This is a genomic window from Sphingomonas sp. PP-CE-3A-406, assembly GCF_003688625.1.
In the GTDB taxonomy this organism is placed as follows: Bacteria; Pseudomonadota; Alphaproteobacteria; order Sphingomonadales; family Sphingomonadaceae; genus Sphingomonas.
Genome location: NZ_RCWY01000003.1, coordinates 991684 through 1018629, shown reverse-complemented (window position 1 = coordinate 1018629; position 26946 = coordinate 991684). Strand labels below are relative to the sequence as shown.

Sequence of the window (26946 nt, the reverse complement as noted above, 5' to 3'; positions counted from 1 at the left end):
CCTGAACAAAGCCGAAGCGTCTGGCGTGACGGAGAAGAGAAATAATCTGGCGCCTCGACCTGAATGTCAACCGCCTCAGTATCCTCCCCCGCTAGGGGGAGGTGGCGCCGAAAGGCGACGGAGGGGGCGGCATGCGAAACGATAGTTCCCGCGAGCCTCCCCCTCCGTCAGGCTGCGCCTGCCACCTCCCCCTGGCGGGGGAGGATCGGAATTTAGCCGCTGTGACCTTGGCCCACCCTATTTGAGATAGTCGACCAGGCTCATGCTGGTCAGCTGGCCGAACACCGAATAACTTGCCTTCAGGACGCTCTGCTGCTGCGCGAGATCGGTCGAGATCTGGCCGAAATCGGCGTCCTCGACGCGCGAGATCGAATCCTTGAGCAGCGTCGCGCGCTCTTCGCCGCGCGTCGCCAGCGTCTCGACCTGCGACTGCTTGCGGCCATTCTCGGCATTGACCGCGCGCACGCCGGTCAGCGCGGTCGCGATCTGGTTGACCGCGGTGCCAAGCGCATCCTTTTGCGCCGCGGTCATCTTGTCGCCGATCGTTCCTGCCTCCGCCAGCGTGCGGAACGCCGCCAGCATCGTGCTGCCGAGATCGCTGGCGACGACGCCGTACGTTAGGTCGGTGCCTTCGGCGACGCGGGCCGAGGCGCGGACCAGATCGTTGGCGAACGCGCTCGCAGGCGTGGCGCCGATCGTGTCGGCAAGCGTCGCGGGCTTGAACGGCACGTCGCCGGTCTGCGATCCGCCGAACAGCGGTCCGCTGCCGTCGGTCGCATTCAGCGCGGTCCGGAACTGCCCGAACGCGCTGTCGATCGAGGCCTGGAGCCCCGCCCCGCTCCCGGTGCCGATCGCGGTCAGGATGCTCTGGCGGAGATCGGTCGCGCCGGTATCGATCGACGTGATGTTGGCATCGTACAACGACAAGGTCGTCCCGAGCCGCGTCGCCGATGCCGATTGCGATTCCTGGCGCGCGAGTACGGTACGTGCCGACAGAGTCCGCGCCGCATCGGTGCCAAGCCCCGCCAAAGTCGACGCCTTCTTGCCGGTGTTGAGCTGGGTCTGGGTCGCGGCCAGCTTGCTCTGCGCACGCTGGATGGCCTGCGACAGGGTGTTCTGGAACGGAAGGGTGGCGACGCGGATCATCGGTTCATCTTTCTTATCTCACCATGGCCAGCAGCGTGTCGTACATCGCCGAGGCGGTACTCATCACGCGGGCTGCCGCCGAATAGCTGTTCTGGAGCACGACCATCTGGCCGAGTTCCTCGTCGATGCTGACGCCCGAGAAATTGTCGCGGCTGGCGACCGCGTCGTCGCGGCGTGTCGTTGTCGTCGTCTGCATCGTCTGCGCGCGCGACGCGGCGGTGGCGGCGTTGCCGAGCACGCTCGCGGTCAGCCGCGACACCGAAGTCACGCCGTTCCTGCCGAGATCGACGACCGCTTCGGTGGCATCGGCAAACCCCGACGCGCCCCGACGGTCGCCCGCGCCGAGTGCCTTCGCGCCGACCGCGACGTCCTGGAGACGTGCGAGCGGAAGGCGGCTTGGATCGGCGACGATGTCGCGGCGCACCTCGGCACCAGCAAGGCTAGCGGTCGCACCGCCCAGCCCGGTGATCTCGGACAGGCTGCGGCCCGTGCCCGCGCGATCGGTCGTATCCGAGACCACCGACAAGGCAGCCCCTGCGTTGCTCGCGGTCGGCGAGAACCGGATCCGCCCCGCATCGTCCATCGCGAAACTGCCATAGCCGGCCAGCGGGCTCGCATTCAGATTGGTGACGAGATCGCCGAAGGTCGAGCCGGTCGCGCCCAGCGTATACCGCGCCAGCACCCGCCCAGACGTATCGCGCAATGCGAGGTCTGCCGACTGGCCCGCGGTGAAACCATGCGCGTCGCCCGACTTGAAGCCCGACGGCGCGAGCATCGCCGTGTCGCTGCGGACCACGTCGTTCAGGCCGAAATATTGCGAGAACCCGATCCCCGCGCGGGCGCTCGGGCTCGTCGCATCCTGGCCGATCGCGACGCCGTTACCGCTCGCGCTCGCCGCGATCGTCAGCTTGCCGCCGACGAAGCTCGCGGTGCCCGCGCTGCCGAGACCCGCATTGATCGCCGCGACCGCGTCGTCGACGGTTGCGTTCGCCCCGAGTGCGGAGAAATCGATTTTGGTCTTGGCCACCAGCGTACCGTCGCTCTTGGTCACCGCGAACGTCGCCGCGCCGGTGAAGCCGAGCCGGTCGCTCCCGGTCAACGCCGTCGCGCGCCCCTCCAGCGTCGCCGGCGGCGGCACCGCGGTGCCTGCGTTCGACGCGGTGTTGAGCACCTGCGCCATCCCCGCGAACACGTCGGCGACCTGATCCGAAAACCCCGGAAGCTGATGATCGCGCAGGTCGAGCAGGCCACCGAGCTTGCCGCCGATCGACGGGCTGTCGATCTTCTCGCCGGTCGTGGCGCCGGGCGAGCCGTCGGCGGCGGCGAACCGCACCTCGATCGGTGCATAGATCGGCTGCGAGGATCCGGCACCGCTGTCCGCATAGGATAACTGGCGCAGGCGCCGGTCGACCAGCTGGACGCCGGTGGTCGTCTCGATCGTCACGCGGCCATCGGACTGTTCGCGCGCGTTCACGCCGATCAGACCGCTCAATTCCTGGATCGCGCTGGTGCGCTGGTCGGCGACGCCGGCCGAACTCCGCCCCAGCCCCTCGAGCCGCGCGACCGAGTCGTTCAAGTCATAAATATTGCGCAGCAGCGTGTTGGCGCGGTCGACCGAATAGCCGACCTCGCCTTCGACGTCCGACCGGATCGCCGAGACGTCGGTGCCGAGCTGCTGGATCGTGCCGACCGCGTCGGCGACCGATCCGACGAACGCCGCGCTGGTCTGCGGACCGCCCGCGCTGCCGGTCATCGCAGTCGCCGCCGATGCGACCGCATTCAGCCGCGCCGAGATGCCCGAATCCGAATCCGACGCCCCCAGCACCGACTGCAACCGATCGAGATAGGTGGAGACCACCTCGGCGCGACCGGCATCGCCCGATCGCGCATAGACGGTGGTCTCCAGATACTTGTCGGCGACGCGGCTCGGCTCGCCCACCACGACGCCGGAGACCCGACCCGCGGTGACCCCGGTCGTCAGCGACACCTTTTCGCGTGCGTATCCAGCGGTGTTCACGTTGGCGATGTTGTTGGACACCGTCCGCATGGCCGCCTGCGTGGCGTTCAGGCCGGACAGGGCGGAAGACAGGATTTCGCTGAGCGACACGCGCAGTACCTTTGTTGAGCCGGGTGCTAGTCGGGCTTATCGCTTCAGGTTGCTTGCTTCCTGGAGCATGTCGTCGACCGTCGTGATGATCTTCGACGACGCGCTATAGGCACGCTGGAAGCGGATCATGTTGGTGAACTCCTGCGCCAGGTCGGCGGTCGAGGCTTCCAGCGCGAAGCCCTTGATGTTGCCCGCGCCGAGCGACCCCGGTGCGTTGATCGCATAGGCACCCGACACGCTGGATGCGCTATAGCCGTTGCCGCTGATGCGCGTCAGGCCGTTCGGATTGGGCACCGTCGCGACCGGCAGCTGGAAGATCGCCCGCGTGCGACCGTCGTCGAAGGTCGCGCTGACGACACCCTGGTTCGACACCGACACCGACGCCACGTTGCCGAGGATGCCGCCATCGACCGACGAGGATACCAGCGAAGACTCGGTGCCGAACTGGGTCAGCCCGTCGACCTTGCCGTCGGTGCCCAGCGACAGCGCGATCGGATCGGCGCCCGCCGCGTTCGTCCAGGTCGGCGTGACCGAGGAAAACAGCGCCGGCGAGCTGTTCGCCCGGTCGAGGCTGCCGTCGGCGTTGAACTTGATGTCGCCGCTGGCGAGCAGGCCGTTCGCCGCGGTCACGTCGGTCGCGGGCTGCGCGTAGATTTCGGCCTTCCAGCTGTTCGGGCCGGTCTTGATCGCACTCAGCGCGACACGGTGGGCGCCGCCCTGCTGGTCGTAGACGTCGACCGATCGCGAGAAGCTCGGCGACGCCACCGTGCCGTTCGCCATGTCGCCCGCGGTATAAGCGCCCGTATAGGCTGCCGTGGTCGACTGGAAATTCGCCCGCATCTGGATCTTGCTGGTCGCGGCGGCGGTGCCGGTCAGGTCGCTGACGCGGATCGGTTCGAGCGCGTTGACACTGCCCGTGTTGACATAGGCGCCCTTCGTATCGAGCCGCCAGCCCTGCAGATACTGACCCGACGTGTTCTTGAGGAAGCCGTCCTTGTCCGGCGAGAACGAGCCCGACCGGGTCAGCGACACGCCGCTTTTCGCGTCGCTGCTCGACCGGGTGATGAAGAACCCCTGCCCCTCGATGCCGAGATCGGTCGAGTTGCTCGACGCCTGCAACAGGCCCTGGTTCGAGATCAGCGCCTTGGGCTGCGCGGTCACGCCGCCCGCCGTGTAGCTGTTCGAGGCGCGGCCGTCGCCGACAAGCGTGCTGAACTGGGTTTCGACGGCCTTGTAGCCGACCGTGTTCACGTTGGTGATGTTGTCCGCGACCGCGGCCATCGCGCTGGCTTCGGCGGACAGGCCGGACACGCCGGAAAACAGGGCTGAATACAGGCTCATGCGAATACGTCTCCAAGCGGACATCGACGACAGGGTGGGCGGATACGCGCCCCTTCTCGTCACTTTATAGGGGCGTTCACGCATCGCCGGTCGGGAGCGCGCGGGTTTCGTAAAGATGCCGGTCGTGAAGATGCCGGCGACGCGGCATCGCGAGGACGTGCCCCTGGCTCGCAAGGCGGCAAATCTTGCCGGGTCGCGACCGGACTTCGTTAATCCATCCTATAACGATCCAGACACATGAAGGGTGGTTGGATGACGTTGCGGATAACCTTGCGGGACGGGGAAAAGATGATCGTCAACGGCGCGGTGCTGCGCGCCAACGGTCGCGTGGAGCTGATCGTCGAGAACCAGGTCGCGCTGCTCCGCGGTCGCGAGATCATGGCGCCGGACGAGGCGACCACGCCCGCCCGGCGGCTCTACCTCGCCTGTATGATGGCCTATATCGACGATACAGCACGCGACTCGCATCAGGATCGCATCGTCGTGCTGCTCGGTGAACTGCTGTCGGCGTTCGAAACCGCGGCGGCGCGCATGCTGTGCCTCGAATTCGCGCACTGCGTCGCCACCGCCGAATATTATCGCGCGCTCGGCATCTGCCGCCGGCTGATCGACTACGAGACCGCGGCGTTCGATCGTCTCGCCGGCCGCGCCGCCTGAGATGCGGACGATGCAGGTCCTCGCGGCGGCGACCGCCACCCTGGCGGAGATGCCGTTCGACGAGCGCTACGGCACCGTCGTCGCCGCACGCGGGGCGCTGATCGAAGTCGACGGGCTTGGCAACGCCGCGCAGATCGGCTCGCTAATCCGCATCGCCATCCGCACCGGCACGATCGACGCCGAAGTCACTGGCCTTGAGAATGGCCGCGCATTGTGCCTGCCGTTCGGCGACCCGCAGGGTGTCGCGGCGGGCGCCCGCGCGGTCGTCGCCGCGGGTGAGTTCGCGATCCGCCCCTGCGCCGCGTGGCTCGGCCGGATGGTCGATGGCCTCGGTCGCCCGGTCGACGGCAAGGGCGGGTTGCCCACCGGGCTGGTGCCGCGCCCGATCCGCGCGACGCCCCCGCCCGCTGCCGGGCGTGCGCGCGTCGGTGCCAAGGTCGAGACCGGCGTCCGTGCGCTCGATGTCTTCGCGCCGCTCTGCGAAGGTCAGCGGCTCGGGTTGTTCGCCGGGTCGGGCGTCGGCAAGTCGGTGCTGCTGTCGATGCTGGCACGCTGGACCGACTGCGATGTCGCGGTGATCGGGCTGATCGGCGAGCGCGGCCGCGAGGTCCAGGAATTCGTCGAGGACGATCTCGGCGCCGCCGGTCTCGCGCGCAGCGTGGTGGTCGTCGCGACCTCGGACGAGCCCGCGCTGATGCGCCGCCAGGCCGCCTGGACGACGCTCGCGATCGCCGAGCATTTCCGCGATCAGGGTCTCAAGGTGTTGTGCCTGATGGATTCGGTCACGCGGTTCGCGATGGCGCAGCGCGAGATCGGGCTTGCGTCGGGCGAACCGCCCGCGACCAAGGGCTATACCCCGACCGTCTTCGCCGAGCTGCCGCGGTTGCTCGAACGTGCTGGTCCGGGTCTTCCCGGTCAGGGTACGATCACGGGTCTGTTCACCGTCCTCGTCGATGGCGACGATCACAACGAACCCGTCGCGGATGCGGTGCGCGGTATCCTCGACGGCCATGTCGTGATCACGCGTAAAATCGCCGAGCGCGGCCGCTATCCGGCGATCGACCTGCTGAAATCGGTCTCGCGCACCTTGCCGCGCTGTCACACGCCCGAAGAGAACGACATCCGCCTCGCCGCGCGCCGCATCCTGTCGACCTATGGCGACATGGAAGAGATGGTCCGGCTCGGCGCGTACAAGCCTGGGTCGAGCCCCGAAGTCGACGAGGCGATCCGCCTTGCGCCACAGATCGAGGCACTGCTGACGCAGGGCAAGCAGGATCAGGCGAACGCCGCACAGACCTTCGCGATCCTGGCCGAGTTGCTGGCGGTCGAGCCTGCAGCGACGGCGGACGCGCGCCCTGAACCCACGCTGGAGATGGCAGCATGACGACGCCTTACGATACCGCGTTGCGCGTCGTCGAACGCAAGCTCGACGCGGTCCGGGCCGCGATCGGCCTCGCGATCGACGAGCTCGAGCGGATCGAAAAAGCGCATATCGCGGTCGAAAACGCGATGATCCGCGAAGGTCTCGTCGCGTTCGGCGAACCCCGCCTGACCACCGATCGCTACTTCGTCCGCGCCCGCGACCATCGTCGCCAGCTCGCCGAGCACCGCGCCGCCGCACACCTGCATCTCGAGTCGCTGCGTCGCAAGGCGGTCGAAGTCTATGGCTCGCGCACCGCGATCGAAGGTGCCGTCGGCGCGCACCGCGAGGCCGAGGCCCGCAGTCTCGCCGCCGCCGAACAGGCGATGCTCGACGACCTCACCGCGGCCCGTCCCGCGTCACGGCGCGGCCGCAAATTTGCGGCGCATGTCGCGAACGCCCGACTTGCTCCGACCAGCAAGATGCCCACGCCGTGATCGATCCGACAGGGTTGGCGAGCGTCCCGCGCGATCGCCGGGCCGCGATCATCTATGGTGCCGCACAAGCCGAGATGGCGAAGCATCTCTGGCAGGCCGCGCTCGGCGGATCGGGGACCGGATCGCACGACGACTCCGCCTCGGTGACGGCACGCGACGCATCGTCGCCGACCTCGCTCGATTCACTGATCGCGCTGCTGATGCCGGAAGCCAAGGTTCCCGCGACGACGCCCGATCCGGTTGCCGGAGCCGCGGAGGTTCGCGCCCGCTTTGCAACGGCCGACCTGGGTCCCGCTCTACATCGTCCTGCAATCGATTCGGCCCCGCATACGGGGGTGGCTGCGGTAGACGGACTCGGGCGCAATGCCCGGCACGCGCCGACCTTGCAGGCCGCAGCGGCGCGCACCGGTATTCCGGCAGCGGCACTGGCCGCGATCGTAGACGCCGAAGCCGGCAAGGCGCGCGACGGAACCTGGCAGACCTATTCGCGCAATCCACGATCGAGCGCCGCCGGCCTCGGTCAATTCCTCAGTCGGACCTGGGAAGGCATGGCCGAAACCGGCGGAACATGGCTGAACGGATTCGCGCGCGCCAATGGCTTGCTCGGCGAGAACGGCAAGGTGCTCGCGAGCGCGCGGGCGACGGTGCTGTCGCTGCGCTACGATCCGACCGCGGCGATCAACGGCATCGCCGACTTCGCCCGACGCAATCTCGACGGGCTCGATCGCGCGGGCGTTTCGGCGCACGGCGAGGTCGGCGCAACCGCACGCCTCGCGTATCTCGGCCACCACCTCGGACTGGGCGACGCGGTGCGGTTCGTCCGCGACGGCGGGCTATCCGAATCGCGCGCGCACACGCTGCTCAATGCTCAGATCGGCGCCGGCGACAGCAGCCGTCGAATCGCCTCGACCGGCGACGCCACGGTCGCGCATCGCAACTGGCTGCTCGATTTCATGGACCGCAAAATCCGTCCGCAGCAGTTCGCAAACATTTCCGGCTGACGATTCCGTACAATCCAATTACATCCTATATGGGAGATACAGGATGTTAACTAATTGACCCCAAAAGGAGATTGTTCGGAAGCGCTGTAGCGACCGAGGTTTGGGGACTACCAATGTCGAAGATCACCGCCGCGCTAGAGGCCGCCGTCGCAATCGTTATCGAAAACACACCGGCCGATGGCGCAGCGATGACCAACCGCCAGCGCGTGTATGGCGACCGCGCCTTTGCCGGGATCCTGAAGCTCATCGCCCCGCGCATCCGCCACTTCATCCGCCAATACGGGCTGGTCTCGCACTGGGAGGACGCCGAGCAGTGCTGCGCGATCGGCGTGCACCGTGCGATCCAGGGCTATGACCCGACCAAGGCGCAGTTCACGACCTTCGTGAACTGGCAGCTCCGCGGCGAGCTCCAGGGCCTCCGCTTCCGCCTGATGACCGATCAGCGCCCCTCGGCGAAGAAGGTCTCAGCCGCGACCGTGTCGCTCCATGCCGTGATGTCGAACGCCGATGGCGAGGATATGACGCTCGAGACGATGATCATGGACGAAAATGCGCTGGAGCTGACCGAATCGGGCGCATCAGCGCACATGGCGACGCTCACGCGGACCAAGCTGATCGAGGATTACGTCGATCACCTGCGCGACGTCGGCACCGATCAGCTCGCACGTCGCGCCCGCAAGGCGACCCCGGAGCGTGCACGCGAGATCGCCGGGCCGCGCCTGCGCTCGTCCGTCCATCCGATCGATCCGTCGGACCTCGCCGCGCTGGAAGCCAAGATCGCGCTCCACCGCGAGGCGATCGAACGCCGCCTGTCCGAGGACGCCGAGCAGGACGCCCGGATCGACGACGAGGCGGTCCGCGAGCGGACTCGCCAGGTCGCCAAGCGCGCCACCGCGGCGATAGCCGAAATGGCGGATCGCACGCCACGCTTCGCCGCAGCGCTGTCGACGCCCGTTCCAGCACGCCCCCGCCGCGAATCTATCGGGTCGGTCGCGCTGTGATCTGACGCTGGCCGGTGACAGCACGCCGGCCACGCTTTTTCGGCATGCCCAAGATAGTTTGTGTCGTCCGCGCCACAGGCATCCTAAACCCTCCTAAAATAGAACAAGGTTTACGGGAGGTTTAGATGCCGGTGCACGATATGACGGATTTGCTGGCCATCGACAGTCCATCCGACATCGACGAACGCCTGATCCGTGCCGCCCGCGATATCGCGTTGATCGGATCGGGATTGATGCAGTGCCAGGGTGCGGTCCTGTTGACGCTGGCACTACCGGCTCAAACCAGCGAGGGCGCGCTTGTCCTCAAATTGTGGGACGAGACCCTCGTCCCCTACCGCGATCCGCGCTGCGCTCGCCCGGATCATCTTCTGGGTCCCGCCGTGGCCACGCTCGAGCGCGCCTCCATCGTATTGTTCGCTCGACTGGCGGCGATCCGGACGGCACGCCACGGCGCCGCCTTCTCCTGTATCGTCACCGACGGAACGGGCGTGGTCCTGATGACGGGGCGGCCACCGCGCGACGCAAGCGCGCTGATCGCCGCCGCGGATCGGCGCGGTACGGCCGTCGCCATCATTCCGCCAGCACCCGACAGCATCTGGACGCTGATGGCCGCCGACCGTCTTTACGCCCCACTCAACTGATCCGACACTCGACCGGTCCGATATCCCGCTTTGATACATCCTATACCGCTGCGTTTCCGTTGTCATCGATCCGTAATTCTTGATAGGAACATGACGTATAGGGGAATTGAACAGTGGAGCAGCGTGAGTGACCGTCCTCACTCGGCAGGATCGGCCGCGTAAGGGCCATTCGAAGCCGTTGGCTGCCGACGTCCTGGCGAATGGCGGAACCGGCGGCAGCGTCATCGTCGCCGACCGCTATCGTTCGGTCGTGTTCCCCAATCGCGTGCGCGAACATCGCCTGAAGCGCGGTCATCCCAAGCTCCTCGCCTTCGCCGGGTCGATCCCCGAAATCCCGTATATCCGCCTGTCGAAGATCGAGCGTGGCGAGGTCTTCCCGCGCGCGATCGAGCTTGTCCGGATCGCGGGAACGCTGGACGTCGAGCCCAAAGATCTGCTGATCGACGTGCAATCGCCGCAGTTCGACCTCGAAACCTGGTTTGCCCCGTTCGCCGATACGGCGGTGCTCGACGACCAGCGCGAAGCGGAGACCGCGGTCGCACTCGCCGCGGCGATCCGCGCCACGCGCGCCGGCGACCCGACGCTATCGCCCGCAGTCATCGATTCCGACTTCGGGATCGCGCCGGTCATCCTGTCGCGGCTCGAAAATGCGCAAAAGGGCCTGCTTCGCTGGGGCGCACCGACAGTGGCCTCACTGTGCCGGTTCTTCCACGTCGCGGACGAAACCGCGTTGCGCGCGCATCTCGACCAGATGCACGCCTGCGGTGCGCTCGACCAGTTCCTGCACGAGATCGGCGACCCTGAGGATCGCAGGGCACGGACCCGCCAACGCATCGCCGCGCTCCGTCAGGAGCTTGCCCACGCCGAACGCATTTCCGCGCCCGTCGCGCCGGCCAGCGTCCGGAGTGCATTGCCATCTGGTCAGACGGTCGGCGCCTCGGTCCGGCTTGCGACGGTCTACGGCCTGCCGCTGCCCGACGGCGCGATCGCGATGCAGCCGACCGGCGCAACCGTCGAGCTGCCCAGTTTCGCCGGGCCGCGCGCGTTCGGCCTGCGCGTCGGCCGCGCCCCGCTCGGCAGCGGACTGCCCGGGCACGCGACGGTGATCGTCGATCCGGACCGCTATCCGCAGGCCGGCGGCATCGCGCTCGTCAAATCCGGCGAAGGCCACCGCCTGATGGCGGTCTCGCTGGATCCAAGGGGTGCGATGACCGCGCACGGCCTCGACCCGGCGGACTCGGTCGCGCTCGATACGCTCGCCCCCGCCGATGCCGTAGCGGTGATCGCGGCGTATCACGTCTAGGACGGATTGGCGCTTATCGTTTCGAGCGCGCTACAGCTCATACCGTTCCTTCACCCTACACGTATGCGGCAGTTAGCCGCGTCGACCATGCATCAGTCATTCCCGCGCAGGCGGGAAGCCATACTGGCAAACCTCGCGGCATGATTGCGACCGTTTGAGCATCTGGGTCCCCGCCTCCGCGGGGATGACGAGATGTCCCATATCGGGGGGGGATAAATGCCGGCTCGTTCCGTGGTCCGCCGTTTCGCAACCAAAATCTACAGATTCGCGGAGCCATGGATCCCGGAACGAGCTCTCGTGAGCGTAGCGAAGGGCCGGCATGACCAAATTCCGCTAAAAACCATGATCCAGATTAAATCTCGTGCAGCTCAGCCGCCGCTGCGGCCCAGTGCGGTCTTCAGCAGCGACTGTTGCTTGCGATAGAGATTGGTCATCGCGGTGAAGTCGGCCTGGATCTGCCCCATCTTCAGCAATTGATCCTCGACCGACACGTTGTTGCCGTCGGGCTTGGTTTCGCTGACGTCGTGATCGAGCTGGATCCCCCCGCCACCTCGAGGCGCGCGCGCACCCAGCGCGCTCATCGCCCCGGTCAGCATCACGCGCGGACGCGCGACGCTCGGGCTGCCGCTGCGCCCGCCGGTCTGCTGCGCGAGCAGTTCGGAGAAATCGGGCGCCGCAACGTCGCGCGCCTTGAAGCCCGGTGTCTCCGAATTGGCGATGTTCTGCGCGATGACGCGCTGCCGGTCCGCGAGATGCTTCATCTCGCGCGTGATGCCGGCGAGGATCGAGGGAACGGCCATGTCTAGAATCCCGTGTAGCTTGACGAACCGCCCGACAACCGGGTCAGCGCGGCCTGATAATTGCCGAGTTGCGCCTGCTCGATCGCGGTCGAGCCCGGCTTGCGTCCGTTCGACACGCCGGTGTCCGCGAGCAACGCCTTGGTGTCGTCCCAATAGAGCGATCGATACGCGGACTGCGCGAACGAGATCGCCTGCGTGATCCGCGACAGCGCGTTGGCCGCCTCGGTCTTCGTATCGAGCCGGAGCGCCTCGTTCAGCCCCAGCGCGAACGCACCGCCGGGCCTGACTTTCGGCGCATCGTCGGGAATCGACGCCGGGCTCGAAATCCGCCGCGCGTCGAGCCCGAGCTTGGCGAGCGCGTCCTTGCCCGCCGACCCTGCGACGAATTCGATCTCGTTGCCGGGCTTCAGGTCGATGCGGAGATTGCGACCCACGCCTTTCAGCGGCGTGGTGACGCTCGCGACCTTCGTCCCGACGAGCTGCCGGACCCGGTCGGCGAGCGTAGACAGCGTATCGTCGTCGCCGATCACGATCTTGCGCAGCGCACCGCCGTTGATCCGCACGGAGAACTCATCCCCGGCGCGTAGGCTGGTCTGTGCTTCGAGCGTCACCGAATCGCTCGGCGTCAACGTGCCCCGGTGCAAGCCGATCGCGCCGAGCACGGTGTCGCCGCCGGCGATCGCCGACAGTCGCACCGACTCGGTCTTGGCGCCGATCACGCCGAACTGGCTGGTCGTCCCGATCGCCCCGGTCGAGGCGTCGATCCGCGCGACGAAGCCGTCGGTGGTCCCGGTCTTCGTGGTGCCGAGCGTCCCATTGGTGCGGCCGCCCGCATAGATTTCACCGCCCAGGAACGCGACGCTGTCGACCTGATCCTCGCCGGCCGTCGCGACATAGGTGATCGCCGCGCCCGACAACCCTGCGTCGATCCGGGCGACGAAGCCATCGCGCCCCGCCCCGCCGGCGTTCGCCTGCGTCCCCGACAGCGCCGCATCAGTCGCACCGCCGACCGCGATCGTGCCATCCGCCGCCACCGCGATCGCGCGCGCATCCGCCCTGCCCAGGCCGAGCGTCGCGATATCCGTCGCCAGCGATCCGGCGTCGAGCTTGTGGACAGTTGCCTGACCGCTTTCGCTGGTCAGCGCGAGTACCTGTCCGTCGATCGAGATCGCCAGCGCCTTGACCGTGTCCGCACCGGCGCCGCCGATCGTGCGGGTCTCCTTCAGCGTGCCGGTCGCGTCCAGCCGCGCGAGATACGCATCGCCGCCGTTCGCCTCGGTCTGGCCGCCGATATAGATCGCACCATCCGCGCCGACCGCCACCGCCGTCGCGGATTGCGCGCCGAGCGAACGGACCAGAGTCGAGAACGTCTCGCCGCCCGACGCATCGTAGCGCGCGACCATCATGTCGCCGTCGCTGTTGGCGCCGTCGAACCCGCCCGTCACCGTCCCCGCCACGACGATTCCGCCGTCGGGCGCGATCGTCACCGCCGCCCCCTGCGCAGACCCGGCCGCGCCCAGATTGCGTTGCCAGACGACGCTGCCTTCGCTGTCGACCTTGGTCAGGAACAGATCGTCCGCGCCATGCGACAGATTGCCGCCGATATCGCCCGCGGTCGTGCCGACGACATAGCTGAACCCGTTCGCGTCGGTCGCCATCGCCTGTGCATTGGTCGCCGCCGAGATCGTCGTCGCCTTCGCCTTGCCGGTCGTATCGGTCGCGGCGACGACCTCCTGCCGCGCGGTCGCCGCCCGATCGACTGCGCTGATCGTGCCGAGCGTCTTGCGCGTCGGGTCGGTCGTCAGATCGTCGAACCGCGACAGCCGCGTATTGGTCGGCGTATCGGGTTCGGTGACGCCGCTCGCGACCATCAGCGCATCGCCCGCGCCGACCTGATCGATAGACACCGTCTCGAAGCCGGCACGCTCGAGCGACAGCGTCCATTTCTCGCCGGTCTTGGCGGGGACGAACTTGACCGAGGGCCAGCGCGGCACCGGGTTGCCGGTGTCGTCGAGCACCGCATTGCCGCTCGCATCGCGCTTTGGCACCGCGGCGATCTTCGCATTGATCGCGTCGGCGACGCTGTCGAGCGTCGGCGGCTGCGGCGTCCCCGACAGATCGACCGTGACGCTGTCCGAGACGCCCGGCTGCGACAGGTCGATACGCAGGATTTCCTTGCCGGTCATTCCCGCCAGCGGCGCGGTGCGCGTGTCGTTGACGCCGGTCCCGACGATCGTCGCGGTGCTCAGCGACGACGCCGCCTTGACGCCGACGGTCTGCGCCTGCCGTGCAAGGCTGCCGAACGACAGGTCCATCTTGTCCGACGGCGCCGATCCCAGATAGGTCTTGAGATCGGCCAACCCCTTGGCGAAGGCCTTTTCCAGATTGGTGCGTTCGCTCGACGCAGTCGTGTCCTTGGCCGCGCTTTCGGCGAGCAGGCGCAGGCGATCGAGCGCCTTGTACGCGACGAAGGTCGTCTGCACGTCGCCGGGCACGGTGGCGCTGCTGCTGCTCGCCTTGTCGATGATCGTCTTCATGCTCTTGATCAGCGACACCTGCGACGAGTCGCTGAGCGTCGAGGCCTTCTGCTTCCAGGGCGGCGTCGTGACGGGCGTGGTGAACGCCGCCTTCGCCTTGCGCTGCGCCTTGGTTTCGATCGGCGTCGCCGCGTTGGACGCGGCAAAGGCCGAGAAGGCATCGCTGCCCGTCAACACGCTGAGACCGATCAGGCCATTCGAGAAATTGCTCATGTCTTCCTCTTCGAGCGCCGTCCGGATCGATCGCTCTCTCCTATAATAGGGGGGAAGCGTACGGGCCGGTTCCCGACGCGATCTTTTGGAGCACACGCGGACCATGACGCTGGCCGAACCGCCCGAACTCAAGCGCTATTCCGGCATCGAGCGCGCCGCCGCGCTGATGCTGACCCTCGGCAAGGAGCATGGCGCACCGATCTGGGATCAATTGTCGGTCGAAGAGGTCAAGGACCTGTCGTCGGCGATCGCCCAGCTCGGTCGCGTGCCGTCGCATGTCGCCGAGCACCTGCTCGTCAGCTTCACCGGCGAAGTCACCAGCATGAACGCGCTGCACGGCTCGTACGAGACCGCCGAACGCCTGCTCGACGGCGTCTTGCCGACCGACCGCGTGCGCGAGATCATGGAGGACATCCGTGGTCCCGCCGGCCGGACGATGTGGGACAAGCTGTCGAACGTCAGCGAGTCGGTGCTCGCACGTTATCTGAAGAACGAATATCCGCAGACCGTCGCGGTCATCCTGTCGAAGCTGAAGCCCGAAAACGCCGCCGGCGTGCTCGCGCAATTGCCACAGGACATCGCCACCGAAGTCATCCAGCGGATGCTGCGGATGGAGACCGTCCAGAAGGACGTGCTGCTCCAGGTCGAGCAGACGCTGCGCAGCGAGTTCATGAACAACCTGTCGCGCGCGCAGCGCCACGATCCGCACGAGGCGATGGCCGAGGTTTTCAACGCGATGGACCGGTCGACCGAAGAGGCGATGCTGTACGCGCTCGACGAACACGCGCCCGAGTCCGCCGAGCGGATCCGCGCGCTGATGTTCACGTTCGAAGATCTCGGCGGACTGGTCCCGCAGGCTGCCGCGGTGATCGTCCGTCAGGCCGACAAGCGACAGATGGCGCTCGCGCTCAAGGGGGCCACCGACGAAATCCGCCGTCTGTTCCTCGGTACGATGACAGAGCGCTCGGCGAAGCTGATGCGCGAGGACATGGCCGCGATGGGGCCGGTGCGTGCGCGCGATTGCGAGGAGGCGCAGACCGCGCTCGTCCGGCTCGCCAAGCAGCTGGCCGACAGCGGCGATATCCTGCTGGTCGATCCGAAGAGCAACGATGCGATGATCGTCTGAGATCATGGACGCAGCCTTTCATATCCGCCCGTTCGCGTTCGATCGCGTGTTCGAAACCGCCGTCCCGCTTCGTACCGCGCATGCGGAGACCGAGGATCTCCAGCTGATGATCGCGACGCTGGAGGCCGAGCTTGCCCTCGCCCGCGCCGATTGCGACCGCCACGTCGCGGTCGCCCGGGCGGACGGGTTCGACGCAGGACTCGCGCAGGCGCAATCCGATCGCGATACCGCGCTGCTCGCCGCGGTCGACGCGCTTCATGCGACGATCGAGACGGTCGAGGCGGAGCTCGAAAGCGTGGCACAGGAGGCCGCACGCGAGGCGGCGTCGGTCGCGATCGTCGCCGCGGAACTGCTCGCCGGTCGCGCGCTCGTCGAATATCCCGGCGGCGCGATCGACGCGGCGATCGGCCGCGCGCTGCAACAGGTCGCGCGCGGGCAGGAGATCGGCGTCGCCGTCGCGCCCGACCTGGTCCCCGAGATCGAACGCCTCGTGGCGATCCGTCAGAACGGCGACCGTCGCCACCTCGCGCTGACCGTCCACGCGGATGCCGCGCTGGCGATCGGCGACGCGCATATCCACTGGGATCGCGGCGGCGTCGTCCTCGAAGCCGCAACACGCATCGCCGCCGTTGAGGCAGCGCTCGGCCCGGTCCTGGAACGCGTCGACGGCTGATCCTGCATGCTCCCCCGCCAGGGGGGGTGGCACCAAAGGTGTCGGAGGGGGAGGACACGGAACAGAGGTTTCCCTGTCCTCCCCCTCCGTCTGGCAAGCGCCAGCCACCTCCCCCTGGCGGGGGAGGATCGAAATTCGACGCCTGTGGATCGATCCGTCGTAGAGCGTCCTCGTCATCCCCGCGGAGGCGGGGACCCATATGCTCAGGTCTTGGCGATCATACCCGGAAGCCTGCCAGTATGGGTTCCCGCCTACGCGGGAATGACGAACCATCGCACCGCCCGGCTTGATGACACCACGTCAGACCGCCACCCGATCACCGGCCGGCAAAAGTTTCCGCCCGGCAAGAACTGCCGCCTCGCGTCTCTCCTATAATGAAATCAGGCATTGCTGCCGTTTCGAATGGGGTTTCGCTTGGATCAGATACGGACAGTGTTGGGGCAGATCGGTCGCCAGCGCCTGCTCCTGATGGGAGGAATCGCTGCTGCGCTGCTCGCCGTTCTCGCGGTGGTGGCGACGCGCGGCGGCGACTCGACGATGGGGTTTCTCTACACCGACCTCGACCCGAGCGCGGCACAGTCGATCGCTGAAAAGCTGAAGGCGCAGAACGTCGCCTTCCAGCTCTCGGCCGACGGCACCTCGATCATGGCGCCCGAGGACAAGCTCGCCGAACTGCGGATGGGCATGGCCGGCGAGAAGCTGGGCGGTAAGATCGGCTACGATGTGCTCGACGAGGAGGAGCCGTTCGGCGTCTCCGCGAGCCGCGCCAAGATGAACGAGACGCGCGCGATCGAAGGCGAACTGGCGAAGTCGGTGGAGACGCTCCAGAGCATCTCCCGCGCCCGCGTCCATATCGTCATGCCCGACCGCGCGATGTTCGCGACGCAGACCACCAAGGCGAGCGCCGCGGTGACCGTGAAGACCAAGGGTCGGCTCGGTGCCGAAGCGGTCCAGTCGATCCGCTACCTCGTCTCGTCCTCGGTGCCCGACCTGTCGCCCGAGTCCGTCTCGATCGTCGATCAGACCGGCGCGTTGCTCGCCCGCGCGGGCGACGCCGGAACGATGGGATCGAGCGACATCGACGAACGCCAGGCGACCGTCGAATCCGGCATGCGCGACGAGATCGAGGCGATGCTCGCGCCGATCGTCGGCCAGGGCAAGGTTCGCGCCGAAGTCTCCGCGGAGATCGACCGCGACCGCACGCAGGAAGAATCCAACGTCTTCGATCCCGACAAGCAGGTGATCGCGCATCAGGTGTCGGTCTCCGGCAAGGATCAGAACGCCGACACGCAGGCCGCCCCGCAGGGCGCCAGCATCGCCCGACAGCTCCCCGACGCACAGCCCCAGGCCGGCGGCACCGGGACCAACCGCAGCGAAGCGCATGACGAAACGTCGGAGGATACGACCTACGACAACAGCAAGACGCACAGTGTCGTCGACCGCGCGCCCGGCCGGATCAAGCGGCTGTCGGTCGCGGTGATGGTCGATGGCGGCGCCAAGGGACTGCCCGCGGCGCAGATCCAGCGGCTGACGCGGCTGGTCGAGAATGCGGTCGGCGCGGACACCGCCCGCGGCGACAGCGTCGTGATCGAAAGCATGGCGTTCGCCGCCGACGACAGCCTCAAGGATACCGACTCCGGCTTCCTGTCGCGGCTGCCCGTCGATCAGCTGTGGATGCTGGGCAAGCTGTTGCTCATCGCCGGGGTCGGGCTGGTCGCGCTTCGGATGATCCGGCCGCAGGCGAGCGGCGAAACGGGCACCGCGGCGGAGCGCCTGCTCACCGCGCAGACCGCGGAGTTGGCGGCGCTGCCCGACCAGTCCGGTACCGTACCGGGCGGGGTCCAGCGCCCGCTGCTCGAAGCCAACGGCCCCGCGCTCGATGAGGAAATCGCGCTCGCGCAGGTCGATGGCCAAGTCAAATTCGGCGCGCTTCGCCGGGTCGGTGACGCAATCACCGCGGCCCCGCCCGAAGCCGCCGCCGTAATTCGCCAATGGATGAACGCATGATGGATACGCAGATGACCAACCCCGTGCCGCATCTTACCGACCCCGACGACATCGTGCCCGTCGCGTTCCTCGAGGAGTTCGACGACCCCGCCGATGTCGCGGCGGCGGCGATGTCCGGCAATGCCGATCTGCAGGCGGTCTTCGACGTGCCGGTCAAGGTTCACGCCGTCCTCGGCCGATCGAAGATGCTGATCGGCGACCTGCTCAAGCTGAAGGCCGGGATGGTCGTCGAACTCGATCGTCGCGTCGGCGAGCCGGTCGACATCTTCGTCAACGATCGCCTGATCGCCCGCGGCGAAGTGGTGCTGATCGACAACATGCTCGGCATCACGCTGACCGAAATCCTCCAGCAGGAAAATCGCGCGTGATCCGCACCGGCGACGACCCCCATCTGCTGTTGATCGGTGCGGATGCGGTCCTGAAGATCGCGGCGCAGATGGCGCGCGACAACGGTGCGACCGTCTCGATCGCGGACGATATCGATACGGCGCTGGCGATCCTGCGCGAGACCAGCGTCGGGCTGGTGATGATCGACGTTGCCGCCGATGTCGCCGGGTTCATCACCAGCCTCCGCATCGAGGCGTTCGTGATGCCGGTGATCGCCTGCGGGATCGACGTCCAGGCCGAGCAGGCGGTGGCCGCGATCCGGGCGGGTGCCCGCGATTACGTCTCGCTGCCACCCGACCACGCGCTGATCGCCGCGATCCTCACCAACGCGGCGGCCGCGCCACCGGGGACGCTGATCGGCAAGGACGCGAGCTTCGTCCGTGCGGTCGGCTATGCCTGGTCGATCGCACCGAGCCGGATCGCCTTGTCGATCGTCGGTGAACCCAAGACCGGGCGGACGATGCTCGCGCGCTCGATCCACGCCATCTCGGGACGCACCGGGCGGTTCCTGATCGTCGACGCCGCGCACGGCACGCCGACCGCGATCGAGGCCGACCTGTTCGGTCGCGCCGCCGGTGGCACCCTGCCGCCGCGGCGGGGCAAGCTCGACGAGGCACGCGGCGGTACGCTGTTCCTGCGCGAGGTCGACCGCCTGCCGCTCGACACGCAGACCCGGCTCGCGCACGCGCTCGCCTCGGGCTATGCGGACACCCGGATCATCACCTCCGCGCACGCCGATCTGGCAGTGTCCGCCGCCGCCGGGACGGTCCATGCAGACCTCGCCGCGCGGCTGGGAACGGTGCGGATCGCACTGCCGCCGCTGCGCGACCGGGTCGGCGATATCCCCGCCCTGGCGGCGCATTTCGCCGAGCAAGCCGCCCGCGTGGAGCAGATCGCGGTCCGCCCGATCGCCGACTCCGCGCTCGCCTTGCTCGCGCGCCACAGCTGGCCGTGCAACGTCCAGGAACTCGAGGATGTCGTCCACCGCGCCACCGTCCTCGCGCGCGGCCCGGTGGTCGGTCCCGACGATCTCGTGCTCGCCGACGGCACGCGGCTGGCACGCACCACCGACGAGGCGACGCCCGGCGTCGACCGTCTCGTCGGCCACACCGTCGAGGATGTCGAACGCGCGCTGATCCTCAAGACGCTCGAACGCTGTCGCGGCAACCGTACCTCCGCGTCGGGAATCCTCGGCATCTCGGTCAGGACGATGCGCAACAAGCTGAAGAGCTTCGTCGAAGCCGGGATCGCGATCATCCCCGCCACCTGATCCGGCTCGCTACCTGCCCCCTGCCCCCCTCCATCTGATCCGGACCCGCATCGCCATGCCGCCAGTCATCGCCAATTTCCTGCAGCGCATCGGCGCCAATCGCGACATGGCGCTCGCGGTCGGGGTGATCGCGATCATCGGCATGCTGATCCTGCCGATGCCCGGCTGGATGCTCGATCTCGGGCTAGCGCTGTCGATCACGCTGTCGGTCATGATCCTGATGACCGCGCTGTTCATCGACAAACCGCTCCAGCTGTCGGCGTTCCCGACGATCCTGCTGATCTCGACGATGCTGCGGCTCGGCCTCAACCTCGCCTCGACGCGGCTGATCCTGGCGCATGGCCATGAAGGCTCGCATGCCGCCGGTGGGGTGATCGCGGCGTTCGGCGAATTCCTGATCGGCGGCGAGACCGTGATCGGCCTCACCATCTTCGCGATCCTGATCGTGATCAACTTCGTCGTCATCACCAAGGGCGCCGGGCGTATCGCCGAAGTCGCCGCGCGCTTCAGCCTCGACGCGATGCCCGGCAAGCAGATGGCGATCGACGCCGATCTCAACGCCGGCACGATCGACGAACGCCAGGCCAAGGAACGCCGCGCCGAAGTCGAAGCCGAGAGCGGCTTCTACGGCGCGATGGACGGTGCGTCTAAGTTCGTGAAGGGCGATGCGGTCGCCGCGTTGTTGATCACCGCGATCAACGTCGTCGTCGGGCTGATCATGGGCGTCGCGGTCCACGGCGTACCGTTCGGCGAGGCGTTCCACACCTATACGCTGCTGACGGTCGGCGATGGCCTGGTCAGCCAGATCCCCGCGCTGATCGTCTCGATCGCCGCCGGCCTGCTGGTCTCGAAGGGCGGCGTCGCGGGCAAGACCGGCGCTGCGCTCGGCGACCAGCTCGGCCGCTATCCCAAGGCGTTCGGGATGGTCTCGGTGATGATGGGACTGCTGGCGATCATCCCCGGCCTGCCGTTCATTCCGTTCGCGATATTTTCGGCGGCCTGCGGCTGGGCGGCATACAAGCTCGATCGCGATGCGCGCACCCGCGTCGTGCAGGATCGCATGGACAAGGCCGCGGCCGATGCCGATGCGATGCCCGACGAGGAACCGATCTCGCGCACGCTGGCGATCGACGCGGTGCGGATCGAGATCGGCTATGCGCTGCTGCCGATCATCAACGACGAACGCCGCGAGCCCCGGCTCGACGATCAGGTCCGCGCGCTGCGCCGGCAGATGGCGGTCGATTTCGGCTTCGTGCTGCCGTCGGTGCGGATCCTCGACAACATGGCGCTGAAGCCGAACGAATACGTCGTCCACATCAAGGAGACCGAGGCGGCGCGCGGCGAGATCCGGCTCGACCGCCTGCTCGTGATCAACCCGCCGCAGGACTCGCTGTCGCTGCCGGGCGAAGCGACCCGCGAACCCGTGTTCGGCCTGCCCGCTTTGTGGATCGACCGCGAGCTGCGCGACGAGGCGGGGATGCGCGGTCTGACCGTGGTCGATTGCGGCACGATCATCACCACCCACCTGACCGAGCTGGTGAAGGACAACATCGCCGATCTGCTGAGCTACACCGAGACGCAGAAGCTGCTCAACGAAGTCCACAAGGAGTCGGAAAAGCTCGTCGCCGATATCGTGCCGGCCAAGATCAGCGTGTCGGGGGTGCAGCGCATCCTCCAGAACCTGCTCGCCGAAGGGATCTCGATCCGCGACGTGCCGACGATCCTCGAGGGCATCGCCGAGGCGGCGCCGTTGACTTCCAACATCACCCAGATGACCGAGCATGTCCGCGGCCGGCTGGCGCGCCAGATTTCCGCGCAGCAGACACGCGAAGGGGCGATCCCGATCGTCACGCTGTCGGGCGAATGGGACGAGGCGTTCGCCGAAAGCCTGGTCGGGCAAGGCGACGACCGGCATCTGGCGATGGCGCCGTCGAGCCTCCACGCGTTCCTCGCCGCGATCCGCGAGACCTTCGACCGGCTCGCGACCGAGGGTGAGATCCCGTGCCTGCTGACCAATCCGGCGATCCGGCCGTTCGTCCGCTCGATCATCGAACGAGTCCGCCCCGCCACCGTCGTCCTCTCGCAGAACGAAGTGCATGCGAGAGCCCGCATCCGCTCGCTCGGAGTGGTTGGGTGACCGCCGCGCCCGACAGTCCGAGAACCACCTATAATAAGACGATGATACGCCGATCACCGCGTCGAGGACACGCATGACCCCGCCGAGCTTCTCCCTGTTGCCAGGTCTCGACGCCGTCGCGGTGGCCGGCAAGTCACCAGCGACATCGTCCGGCGCAGGCTTCGACGCGGCACTCGCCGGAACGGGGTTCGGCCCGACGAAAACGGGGCAAGGGTCGCGCAGCGCGACGACTGCCGACGCGACGTCACAGCTGCCCTTCGCCTCCGCCCGATCGGGTGGCGCACCGATAGTGCTGGCCCAAACGGCGGCGGCGTCGTCGCCCCCGGCCGCGCGGCTGATCGCCGACACCTACGGGCTCGCGACCGCTATGCCTGCGACGTCAACCCTCGGCGCGCCGTTGGTCCCTTCCCCGCCCAGCCCGGCGACGGCCGCTTCGAATGCAGAAGGCTCGGCCCCCGTGCCGGGTGACACGAAGACGGAGTCGACGGACACAGCCGTGTCGCCCGCAATTGCTACGCCTGCGCCGACCGCAAAACTTGCGCTCGCCGACCTCACGGCAACCCCTGCTATCGGCAATCAACCATCGCAGACCGCGCTGCCCGCAACAACGACGCCAATTGAGGCCGACGCTAAGCCGTCCACGCCGACGACTAATGGTACCGGCGACGCAGCCTCGCCTTCTATCGCCGCGAAGCCCGCGCCGGGATCGGCGTCGGCGAACGCGATATTGGCATCGAAAACCGCTTCGCCGCCGTCTCCGAAATCGGCGCCGATTGCGCCCGCGACGGCACCGTCGACTTCGGTGCGCGGCGCGGTCAAGGACACGCGGGCCTCCGAGGACGAGACCGTGGCGGACCGCACGCTGCCGTCGACGACACAGCCTTCGCCCTCGGTCACGACGGTTCCGGTCCCCACCGCGGTGTCGCCTGCCAATCCCGCAACGACGCCGGCTCCAACGGTGGCAGTCCCGGCTACTGCCACTACGACAACGGGACGCGCCGTCACAGCGACGCGCGGCGGGAAAGCCGGCGTGACGCAGACGGAGCCGGACGAGAAGACCGCCCCCTCATCCGCACTGAATGTTGAAAACCTGGGCACCGCAGAAAAGACGCCGGCACTCGACGCGGCGGCGCCAACTCTGGCCGTCCTCGCGACGCCGCCGGCAAACGCCGTGGCGCAGATGGCGGCGCCGCATCAAGCCGGCGCCAATTTCCGCTCCGACGACGATGCGACGCCCCCATCGTCAAGTGCCGGCCGGACCGCGCTCCGCTCGATCGCAGCCTCGCCCGACGCCGTCACGCCGACGCAGGCGGAGCCCACGGACTCCGCCACGCCCTTTGCGCCACTGTTGAAACCCGACGCGCTACCCGCCGGTACCCCGATCGTCGGACAGCAGGCGGACACCGCGCCGGCACTGCCGTCCGCGGTCACGCCCGTGCACGCCCAGGTCATACCGACCGCCGCAAGCGCCCAGCCGCTCGCCACCGCGTCGACACCGACCCCCGTCACGACCACCGTCACCGTCACGCCCACCCCGGGCCAGATGGGCCACGACATCGGCGTCGCGATTGCGCGTCACGTCCGCACCGACGGCGGCGAGGCGATGACGGTCCGGCTCGACCCGCGCGACCTGGGTCGGATCGAGGTGCGGATGCATTTCGACGACGACGGCGTCCTGCGCGCGGTCGTCTCGGCGGACAACCCCGCCTCGCTCGATCTGCTGCGCCGCGACAGCGCCGATCTCAACCGTGCACTCGGCGATGCCGGCGTCCGCGCGGATCAGCAGAGCCTGCGCTTCGATACGCGCGCCGGAACCGGTGGCGGTACGGGCAGCGGGGGCAACGGCACGGCCGACGGCCAGCCCCGCCAGCACCAGCCGGCCAGCCCCTATTATTCCGATGACGCCGACGCCGATGGCGGCGCCGACATCGATCCCGTTTGGCGACCGCTCAATCCGCGCGGCCGCATCGACCTGATGGCCTGAGGATGACAGCATGACAATTTCCACGATCGGCACCGCCCTGACCGCGCAGGATAAGAACGGCACGGTCTCGGGCGCGACATCCGACTTCAACCTGTTCCTGAAGCTGCTGACGACGCAGATGCAGAACCAGGATCCGCTGAAGCCGATGGATTCGACGGAATACACGCAACAGCTCGCGCAATACACGCAGGTCCAGCAGACGACGAAGCAGACCTCGACGTTGCAGGAGATCCTCACGCAGCTGTCGACGCAGAACATGGCGCAGGCCTCGGGCTTCATCGGTCGGCAGGCGTCGTTCGACACGCCCGTCTCCGGCCTGTCGTCGACCGGCCCGGCGCAATGGGGGTACAAGACCGATCGCGCGATCACCACGCTGACCGCGACGTTCGCGGACGCGTCGGGCAAGACCGTCGCGACGCGCGATATCGCGCCCGACGGGCTGACCGGCCGCGTCGCCTGGGACGGGACGCTGGCGAACGGATCGAAGGCGTCGGACGGCGCCTACACGCTGTCGCTGACCGGCATTGATGCGAACGGCCAGGCCGTACCGGTCGCGATCACCAGCACCGGCCTCGTCCAGGACGTCGTCGGCGGCGGCGCCGGCGGCTCGGTCACGCTCGGCGTCAACGGCACGCAGCTGCCGATGGACAAGCTGATCCGCCTCACCGCCAGCTGAGATCCACCCGGCCGGCCGTCAGCAAGCCCCGGCGTGCCCCCGCACGCCGGGGCTTTCGTATGTCCGCGGCCGTTGTGAGCGCATGCGACGCCGAGCCTTTCAGCATTGGGCGCAGCGTGCAGCGCCTCGACGCCAGAGGAACTGCTAGGCGTGAGCGGAGACCCATGGGGATAGGATAGGGGAACCGCCGCTTACGGAAGTCGGGCACCAATAGCCGACATGCGGCGCTGCCGTGTTTCTTAAAAAGGATGGTGTTTCGGGAATTGCCGCTCGCGTCGTATCATGGCGAAGATAGTAAAATAGGGAGGAGTCATCATGAACAGTAAAGGACGCACACACGCTTTCGTTGTTGCCAGTTTATACTTGATGCTTTCCGGGCCCGTAGATGCACGCCCCGATGCCTCCCGAGCTGCCTTAGTACAAGCAGAGCAGGTGCGGATCAAATCCGAACCGGATGTCATACTGGCTGGCGAATTGCATGTCCCGCGTTCCGGCGAGACGCGGAAGCCTGCGGTGCTGCTGCTGGGCGGAGGCGGCGCTTCCCCTCACGGCATATATCCGCTGTTGGAAGCACGGCTAAATGCGAAGGGGATAGTGACGCTCAGCTTCGACAAACGAGGTGTAGGCCAATCGACGGGTAGGTTTGATGATGCGATGGAACCTGCGCAACGCGATGCCCGCGCGGCGCTTGCCTATCTGCGATCGCGCGGTGACCTCATCGACAAAGATCGCATTGCGATATTGGGGTTGAGCCAAGGGGGAGTGATCGGGCCGGCGCTTGCTGTCGAAAACCCGCCTATTGCCGCTATTGTCGCGCTGGCCGCCCCGGCGGGAGAGCGCGGAGTGATGTTCCTCGATGCGATGCGGCTAAAACTGGCGGCTTCTGGGATGGAGGCGAAGGCTGTCGAGAACGTCATCCGCGCTACGCGCTGCTATCTCAATGCAGTGACGACAACTGCTCCTCGTGAAACGATCGCTAGTGGTCGTATGGCGTTAGTCCAATCGTTTGTCGCCGGCGGATGGAAGCAGGATCAGGCCGAAGGTGCGGTAAAAACATTGGCCGATCCGGCAACGTCCTCCCTATACACCGTTGCTGCCAGTCAAGTTCTTTCGCAGCTTCGTGCCCCAGTTCTGGCGCTTTATGCGGCAGACGACACGGTCGTATCCAGCGCACTCAGCCTACCGGAGGCGAGACGCGCCTTGAGCCAAAACAAGGATGCTACAATCGTCGAGATGCCAAACGTCGACCATGGTTTCAAACCGCTTGTTTTAACGGCATCCGGAAAGAAGGATTATCAAGGATGGCCTATATCTGATCCTGCCACCCTCGATCTAATAAACGAGTGGCTCCTCCACCGCCTTCTCCAAACCGCAAAGGCAAAATAAATACTTACCCGTCAACATGCCTCGCGCACGCATGATGGTCCAAATTTAGTCGTTTGCTAAATACCATCTGAGTTTCCCGAAGAGGAACATGAAGCGAGACGACCGCGTTGCCAAACACGCCGACAGCCTTCAGGCGCGTCCGCTTTCCCAATATCCGTCCCGATTGCCCTTTCTCGACATTGCCGTTCCGAGATGGAGAAACGGGAAGATCGCGCTGAACGAATGGCTACTCTCGGAAACCGGGACTTCCACCCGGCATCTGGACGTGGAGGTAGCCTGGCGAAGGTACGGTAAGCGGGGAACGCGACGGGCAACCAAGGCTCCGAACCTCCCCCTCCATCGCATTCGACGCCACTTCCTCGTGACGGGGAACGACTGCAAAACGGGCGTTCTTCCGATTGACGTGGCGTGCCGATCCGAGCGCGTGCCCCGATATTCGCAGACACACGAAAGCCCGCGTCCCTGATGGAGGACGCGGGCTTTCTGTTCAGCCTTGCGGCTAAGCCTCGATCAGAACTCGTTCCAGTCGTCGTCCGAACGGACCAGCGCCGGGATCGCCGCGGCTGGCAAAGGGCGAACCGGCGAGGCATAGCCTGCGCTCGGCTGGCTCAGCGCCTTGCCGAAGGTCTGCTGGATCTTCGCGCGTGCGCCGCTGTTGCCGCCGCCATTGCCGACGTTGAAGCGGCTCGCCTGATC

Annotated in this window: 23 protein-coding genes; 16 read left to right on the top strand and 7 right to left on the bottom strand. The window is 67.2% G+C overall.

Annotation, left to right across the window (positions count from 1 at the left end; genetic code table 11):
• Positions 1 to 237: 237 nt before the first annotated feature.
• The 3 genes from C8J44_RS16585 to C8J44_RS16575 are packed head-to-tail and all read right to left on the bottom strand — an operon-like array spanning position 238 to position 4594.
• Positions 238 to 1146 (bottom strand): flagellin, encoded by a 909-nt coding sequence (locus C8J44_RS16585; protein WP_121905340.1) that lies wholly within the window; start codon positions 1144 to 1146, stop codon positions 238 to 240.
• 13 nt (positions 1147 to 1159) lie between these two features.
• A complete protein-coding gene (gene flgK, locus C8J44_RS16580) occupies positions 1160 to 3253 on the bottom strand; it encodes a flagellar hook-associated protein FlgK (protein ID WP_121905339.1) in 2094 nt (697 codons plus the stop codon).
• A gap of 36 nt (positions 3254 to 3289) precedes the next feature.
• Positions 3290 to 4594 carry a flagellar hook protein FlgE gene (locus C8J44_RS16575; protein ID WP_121886548.1) on the bottom strand — a complete coding sequence of 435 codons (1305 nt, stop codon included), beginning with the start codon at positions 4592 to 4594 and terminating at the stop codon, positions 3290 to 3292.
• A gap of 237 nt (positions 4595 to 4831) precedes the next feature.
• Here C8J44_RS16575 and C8J44_RS16570 point away from each other — a divergent pair, with 237 nt between their 5' ends.
• The 7 genes from C8J44_RS16570 (at position 4832) to C8J44_RS16540 (ending at position 11054) form a co-directional block, all read left to right on the top strand.
• Positions 4832 to 5251, top strand: coding sequence for a flagellar biosynthesis repressor FlbT (locus C8J44_RS16570; protein WP_310886171.1), 420 nt, complete (start codon positions 4832 to 4834; stop codon positions 5249 to 5251).
• A 10-nt stretch (positions 5252 to 5261) separates the two neighbouring features.
• Positions 5262 to 6635 carry a flagellar protein export ATPase FliI gene (gene fliI, locus C8J44_RS16565; protein ID WP_121905528.1) on the top strand — a complete coding sequence of 458 codons (1374 nt, stop codon included), beginning with the start codon at positions 5262 to 5264 and terminating at the stop codon, positions 6633 to 6635.
• Entirely contained in the window at positions 6632 to 7108 is a 477-nt protein-coding gene (locus tag C8J44_RS16560; RefSeq protein WP_121905338.1) for a hypothetical protein, read from the top strand. The genes fliI and C8J44_RS16560 overlap by 4 nt, the downstream gene beginning before the upstream one ends.
• Complete coding sequence (locus C8J44_RS16555) at positions 7105 to 8109, top strand: hypothetical protein (RefSeq protein ID WP_056055641.1); 1005 nt, start codon at positions 7105 to 7107, stop codon at positions 8107 to 8109. Before C8J44_RS16560 ends, C8J44_RS16555 begins: the two co-directional genes overlap by 4 nt.
• Positions 8110 to 8222: 113 nt before the next feature.
• Positions 8223 to 9110 carry a sigma-70 family RNA polymerase sigma factor gene (locus C8J44_RS16550; RefSeq protein ID WP_183128813.1) on the top strand — a complete coding sequence of 296 codons (888 nt, stop codon included), beginning with the start codon at positions 8223 to 8225 and terminating at the stop codon, positions 9108 to 9110.
• 125 nt (positions 9111 to 9235) lie between these two features.
• Positions 9236 to 9751, top strand: a complete 516-nt coding sequence (locus C8J44_RS16545; RefSeq protein WP_121905337.1) for a hypothetical protein — start codon at positions 9236 to 9238, stop codon at positions 9749 to 9751.
• Positions 9752 to 9878: 127 nt separating this feature from the next.
• Entirely contained in the window at positions 9879 to 11054 is a 1176-nt protein-coding gene (locus C8J44_RS16540) for a helix-turn-helix domain-containing protein (RefSeq protein WP_147453222.1), read from the top strand.
• Positions 11055 to 11422: 368 nt separating this feature from the next.
• On the opposite strand, the gene C8J44_RS16535 is transcribed toward C8J44_RS16540, so the two are convergent.
• Positions 11423 to 11854: a flagellar basal body protein gene (locus C8J44_RS16535; protein WP_121905335.1), complete on the bottom strand. Its 432-nt coding sequence runs from the start codon at positions 11852 to 11854 to the stop codon at positions 11423 to 11425.
• Between the two features lie 2 nt (positions 11855 to 11856).
• A complete protein-coding gene (locus C8J44_RS16530) occupies positions 11857 to 14604 on the bottom strand; it encodes a hypothetical protein (RefSeq protein WP_121905334.1) in 2748 nt (915 codons plus the stop codon).
• Positions 14605 to 14707: 103 nt separating this feature from the next.
• Here C8J44_RS16530 and C8J44_RS16525 point away from each other — a divergent pair, with 103 nt between their 5' ends.
• The 6 genes from C8J44_RS16525 (at position 14708) to flhA (ending at position 22204) form a co-directional block, all read left to right on the top strand.
• A complete protein-coding gene (locus C8J44_RS16525; RefSeq protein ID WP_056055622.1) occupies positions 14708 to 15730 on the top strand; it encodes a flagellar motor switch protein FliG in 1023 nt (340 codons plus the stop codon).
• A 4-nt stretch (positions 15731 to 15734) separates the two neighbouring features.
• Positions 15735 to 16403: a FliH/SctL family protein gene (locus C8J44_RS16520; protein WP_056055619.1), complete on the top strand. Its 669-nt coding sequence runs from the start codon at positions 15735 to 15737 to the stop codon at positions 16401 to 16403.
• Between the two features lie 468 nt (positions 16404 to 16871).
• Positions 16872 to 18410 carry a flagellar basal-body MS-ring/collar protein FliF gene (gene fliF, locus C8J44_RS16515; RefSeq protein ID WP_183128838.1) on the top strand — a complete coding sequence of 513 codons (1539 nt, stop codon included), beginning with the start codon at positions 16872 to 16874 and terminating at the stop codon, positions 18408 to 18410.
• Positions 18407 to 18778, top strand: a complete 372-nt coding sequence (gene fliN / locus C8J44_RS16510) for a flagellar motor switch protein FliN (RefSeq protein WP_231420814.1) — start codon at positions 18407 to 18409, stop codon at positions 18776 to 18778. Before fliF ends, fliN begins: the two co-directional genes overlap by 4 nt.
• A complete protein-coding gene (locus tag C8J44_RS16505) occupies positions 18775 to 20067 on the top strand; it encodes a sigma-54 dependent transcriptional regulator (protein WP_259466913.1) in 1293 nt (430 codons plus the stop codon). Before fliN ends, C8J44_RS16505 begins: the two co-directional genes overlap by 4 nt.
• A gap of 55 nt (positions 20068 to 20122) precedes the next feature.
• Complete coding sequence (flhA, locus tag C8J44_RS16500) at positions 20123 to 22204, top strand: flagellar biosynthesis protein FlhA (protein ID WP_121905333.1); 2082 nt, start codon at positions 20123 to 20125, stop codon at positions 22202 to 22204.
• 576 nt (positions 22205 to 22780) lie between these two features.
• Here the strand turns inward: flhA and C8J44_RS16495 are convergent.
• Positions 22781 to 23101, bottom strand: coding sequence for a hypothetical protein (locus C8J44_RS16495; protein WP_147453221.1), 321 nt, complete (start codon positions 23099 to 23101; stop codon positions 22781 to 22783).
• Between the two features lie 133 nt (positions 23102 to 23234).
• Between C8J44_RS16495 and C8J44_RS16490 the strand changes: the two genes are divergently transcribed.
• From C8J44_RS16490 to C8J44_RS16480, 3 genes are all read left to right on the top strand, one after another.
• Positions 23235 to 24188, top strand: coding sequence for a flagellar hook-length control protein FliK (locus C8J44_RS16490; protein ID WP_147453220.1), 954 nt, complete (start codon positions 23235 to 23237; stop codon positions 24186 to 24188).
• Positions 24189 to 24198: 10 nt separating this feature from the next.
• Positions 24199 to 24864, top strand: a complete 666-nt coding sequence (locus tag C8J44_RS16485) for a flagellar hook assembly protein FlgD (protein ID WP_121905330.1) — start codon at positions 24199 to 24201, stop codon at positions 24862 to 24864.
• 315 nt (positions 24865 to 25179) lie between these two features.
• Positions 25180 to 26250 carry a S9 family peptidase gene (locus tag C8J44_RS16480; protein ID WP_121905329.1) on the top strand — a complete coding sequence of 357 codons (1071 nt, stop codon included), beginning with the start codon at positions 25180 to 25182 and terminating at the stop codon, positions 26248 to 26250.
• A gap of 510 nt (positions 26251 to 26760) precedes the next feature.
• Here the strand turns inward: C8J44_RS16480 and C8J44_RS18530 are convergent.
• A partial coding sequence (locus tag C8J44_RS18530) for a hypothetical protein (RefSeq protein ID WP_183128812.1) occupies positions 26761 to 26946 on the bottom strand: 186 nt, incomplete at its 5' end.